4 protein-coding genes are annotated in these 4529 nt (G+C 45.0%); all 4 read right to left on the bottom strand.

Going from position 1 to position 4529, the window contains the following annotated elements:
• Positions 1–154: 154 nt before the first annotated feature.
• A complete protein-coding gene (gene pstB / locus IM479_RS00750; protein ID WP_287685530.1) occupies positions 155–964 on the bottom strand; it encodes a phosphate ABC transporter ATP-binding protein PstB in 810 nt (269 codons plus the stop codon).
• Between the two features lie 11 nt (positions 965–975).
• Entirely contained in the window at positions 976–1860 is an 885-nt protein-coding gene (gene pstA, locus IM479_RS00745; protein WP_286824269.1) for a phosphate ABC transporter permease PstA, read from the bottom strand.
• A gap of 3 nt (positions 1861–1863) precedes the next feature.
• Entirely contained in the window at positions 1864–2838 is a 975-nt protein-coding gene (gene pstC, locus IM479_RS00740) for a phosphate ABC transporter permease subunit PstC (RefSeq protein WP_287685528.1), read from the bottom strand.
• 303 nt (positions 2839–3141) lie between these two features.
• Positions 3142–4155, bottom strand: a complete 1014-nt coding sequence (gene pstS, locus IM479_RS00735; RefSeq protein WP_287077110.1) for a phosphate ABC transporter substrate-binding protein PstS — start codon at positions 4153–4155, stop codon at positions 3142–3144.
• Positions 4156–4529 lie beyond the last annotated feature (374 nt).

The following is a 4529-nucleotide window of genomic DNA, read 5'->3' as shown; positions in this document are numbered from 1 at the left end:
ACTGATAACTGATAACTGATAACTGATAACTGATAACTGATAACTGATAACTGATAACTGATAACTGATAACTGATAACTGATAACTGATAACTGATAACTGATAACTGATAACTGATCACTGATAGCTGTCTCCCGTCCCCTGACAAGACAAATTAACCGAATCTACCGGCTACATAATCGCGAGTTTGTTGATTAACTGCATCGGTGAAAATTTTCGGGGTGGCATCACATTCCACCAAACGACCGACGCGGGTTTCATCGGCATTAAAAAAGGCCGTGCGATCGGATACCCTAGAGGCCTGTTGCATATTATGGGTGACAATGACGATCGTGTATTGTTCCTTCAATTCATGGATTAATTCCTCGACTTTGAGGGTAGAAAGGGGGTCTAAAGCGGAACAAGGTTCATCCATTAATAATACTTTTGGTTTTACTGCCAAAGCGCGAGCAATACACAATCTTTGTTGTTGTCCTCCCGATAATCCTAAAGCGGATTTATTCAACAGCTCTTTAACTTCATTCCAAAGAGCAGCTCCTTTTAAAGCTGATTCCACAATCCCATCTAATTCACTGCGACTAGCGGAACGATAAATTCTAATACCGTAGGCTATATTATCGTAAATACTAGCGGGAAAAGGGTTAGGGCGCTGAAACACCATACCCACCTGTCGCCGTAAGGTATGAAGGTTAACTTTGGGGGCGTAGATATCCTGGCCAAAAAACCTAACTTTGCCCTTAACTGTCACTTGCCCCTCTAATTCCCCGATGCGATTGAGAGCTTTTAAGAGAGTAGATTTACCACAACCAGAGGGGCCGATCATGGCGGTTACTTGCCTTTGAGGTATTTGTAAAGAAACCCCTTCCAGGGCTTTTTTGCTACCGTAGAAAAAGCTGAGATTTTCGACTTCGATCGCCGAATTAGCTAGAGAAGTATGGGTGTTCATGGTAGAGGAATCGATCATCAGAAAAGTGCTTAATTTGAGCGTTTACGAGTGACAAAACGGGAGAGAAGGCTAGTAATTAAAACTAAGATAATTAGGACTAAAGAAGCTGTCCAAGCTAGGGAATTTTGTTCAGGAAAGGGGGAACTAGCGTAGTTATAAATCAACACCGTTAAAGCTGGTGTGGGCGACCAAAGACTTTCTTGCCAAAATTGACTAAATAAAGCCGTAAACATTAAGGGAGCGGTTTCTCCAGCGGCCCGGGCCACCGCTAATAATATCCCGGTCATAATCGGTGCGATCGCTGCTGGCAGGACAATGCGAAATACCGTATTGAAACGGGAACCCCCCAAAGCGGAAGAACCGAGACGGTAGGACATGGGTATTAGTTTTAGGGACTCTTCCGTGGTTAAAGCGACGATGGGCAACATAATCACCCCCAAAGCAAAGGCCCCCGCTACGGCGGAAAATTGTTTGGTGGTTAAGACCAAAACCCCGAAGGAAAACACCCCGACGATGACGGAAGGGGTACTACTCAACACCACGATCGCAAAGCGCAGAATACCGCCAATTTTGGAACCCCGAGCGAATTCCGAGAGGAAAACCCCGGTGAGAATCCCCAGAGGTATGCTGCCTAAAGCCGCTAAACCGACCATGGTTAAAGTCCCCACGATTGCATTGGCAAAACCGTTGGGAACACTGGGATCGGAGCCAACTGGGGCGGGTAAAGAGGTGAAAACTTGCCAATTAAATCCGGGTAAACCTTCTTTGACAATTTGAAAGAGAATAGCGAATAAAGGCAGAATGGCGATGGCACTAAGAGCGATCGCTAAACCCGTGAGACCGTTGGTAAAAAAATGTCGCCACGGTGACAGGGGTTGCTGTAAATCTTCTTCGGGAAAAGCTCCTTGAGTCATAAATTAACGATTGCGGTTGATAAATTGTACTAATAAAGCCGCTACACTATTGACGGCTAAGGTAATAAAAAATAGAATCAAAGCTAGATACATCAAGGCTCCGATGTGGATTTTTTCAAAAGCTTCTGGGAAGGTATTAGCTAGTACAGCAGGAATAGTATAACCAGGGGCCAAGAGGGAGGGACTAATAATCGAGGAGTTACCGATTACCATGGCCACCGCCATAGTTTCCCCTAAAGCGCGCCCTAAACCGAGGATAATCGCCCCGATAATGCCAGAACTGGCCGCCGGCAACAACACGCGCCAGATGGTTTCCCAACGAGTCGCCCCTAGGGCCATGGAGGCGCTGCGTAATTCGGGGGGGACGGTAAGCAACACATCGCGACTGATAGCGGAAATAGTCGGCACGATCATGATGGCCAGGATCACACCGGCGATCAGCATACTTGGTCCCAACGGTTGGGTATTAAACAAAGGGAACCAAGCAAAATTTTGAAATAACCATTCTTGCAGAGGTTTCAGCACGGGAATTAGTACGAAAATCCCCCATAAACCAATAATTACACTGGGAATCGAGGCAATTAATTCCACTAGAAAACCGATGGGATAACGGACGCTTGCCGGCAAATAATTCTCGCTCGTGGTTAAAGCAACGGCGACACTGAGGGGAATAGCTAATAAAAGAGCTAGAATCGAGGAAACGATCGAACCGAAAATAAAAGGTAAACCACCAAATTTGAGGACGTTAACATCCCAAGTGGTTCCCCAGAGAAATCCCCAACCGAATTCATTGATCGCCGGCCGCGCATCCTGAAAAACAATCCAGGCCATCCAGAGCAGAAAGATTAAACCAGAGGCGGCACAAATCCAGACTAAGATTGTAAAAATGCGATCAAATAAACCCGCAGTACCGGGGCTTTCGTTAAGATTGGCCGCCGAGAGATCAAAAGACTCGACCGATTCAGAAAAATTAGCCATAAGGTAGAGAGCGATTAGCAGTTATCAGTTGTTTAAAACGCAACTGTAGGGGCTGAACATTGTTCAGCCCACAGAAAAGAAATACTTGCAGTTAAGTGGGTGGGTGTAATTAAATACAAGATGAACGTAGAACGTAGGTTGGGTTGAAGCATGAAACCCAACGCCCGCATGGGTTACGAAGTGCGCTAACCCATCCTACAAATAATTGTGCCTCCCTACTTATTAGTTATGGACTTAACCGGTAACTTTTTTCCATCTTACTGGAAAGCGGTGACAATCAAGTTCACACTAATACAAAAGTATTTATTTAATTTTGTTAACTTCGGCTAAAACTTTTTGAGTCACCGATTGAGGAATCCGAGTAAATTCCAATTGATTGTTAATACCTTGACCGGTGGTGAGAATCCAAGTCAACAGTCTTTTAATTTCCGCCGCTTTTTTGTTATCAGCGTAGTCTCTCGGTACTAATAACCAAGTAATCCCGACGATCGGATAGCCATTGCTCGGATCATCTACATTAGCGGTAAAATCAGCGTTAAATTTCACCCCTTCCATAGCTTTGTTAGCTTCGGCGAGACTCGGTTCGACAAATTGACCGGCTTTATTTTGAACTTTGGCAGTTCTCATGGTTGCCCCTTCATTTTTGCGGGCAAAGGTATCTTGAACGTAACCGATCGAGCCTTCTGTTTGTTTAACCAGGGCTGCCACACCATCATTTTTCGGTCCCTTGAGAACGGTAAAACCCCAGTTAGGTTCTTTGCTGGTTCCCACTTTACTTTTGAAAGAAGGACTAATAGCACTCAGGTGGGAAGTAAAAATCTCTGTAGTACCGCTACCATCGGCCCTAACCACCACTTTAATGGGTCGGTCGGGCAGTTTCGGATCCACTTGTTTCCAGTTGGTGATCTCGCCACTGAAGATTTTACCCAGGTTAGCCCGGGAAATTTGCAGGTTATTTACCCCGGGCAAATTATACACCACGGCGACGGCTCCTCCGGCGGTGGGAACTAGCAGTAACCCATTTTTCATCTGGCCTTTTTCCGAGGAGGAAGGAGCGGCATCGGAAGCCCCAAAATCGACGGTTCCGGCGATAAATTGCCGGACACCAGCACCACTACCGACGGAGTTATAGTTAACGGTGACACCAGTGGCGTTTTTATAGTCGGCAAAATAACGCTGGTATAGGGGCGCGGGAAAGGAGGCTCCCGCACCGTTCAGGGTTTGGGCGAAAGCTTCTCCCATCGTCCCTGCTAAGGCCGCTGCCGTGGCGAAGGAGACAGCACACACACGAGTTAGGGTAGCAGTTGAGAATATCATAAGTTTTCTGGTTGAAGAATCCTGCACAATTGGGAAAGTTGAACTTTCTTCAAAATATAGTTTAAGGCATAAATATTACTTTTAAATCTAGAAATATTGGGGATTTTTTTTGGTTAAGATTCGGTAAAATTTAGGTTAAGTTTAATTTAAAAAGTTCACAGCTTTTGGCAATAATTTAGATCGATCAAGACCAAAATCGATTGTATCCATTCAAGGATGAAATCTTAATTTAAACCATCACTTTACCAAATTGTCGGTTAAAAGCTGATACAAAAGTCTAGTCTCGTAAAACAGCAAGCGACACAGACCATCCTTACCCAGTGCCTTAAAGCTGGGTAATTCTTTCCTTTTTTCGATTCTTTGACCATTTTCGT

This window comes from Microcystis sp. M165S2 (assembly GCF_020245885.1).
Taxonomy (GTDB): Bacteria; Cyanobacteriota; Cyanobacteriia; order Cyanobacteriales; family Microcystaceae; genus Microcystis.
The sequence above is the reverse complement of the archived record's forward strand: the minus strand, read 5'-3'. Positions and strand labels throughout refer to the sequence as shown.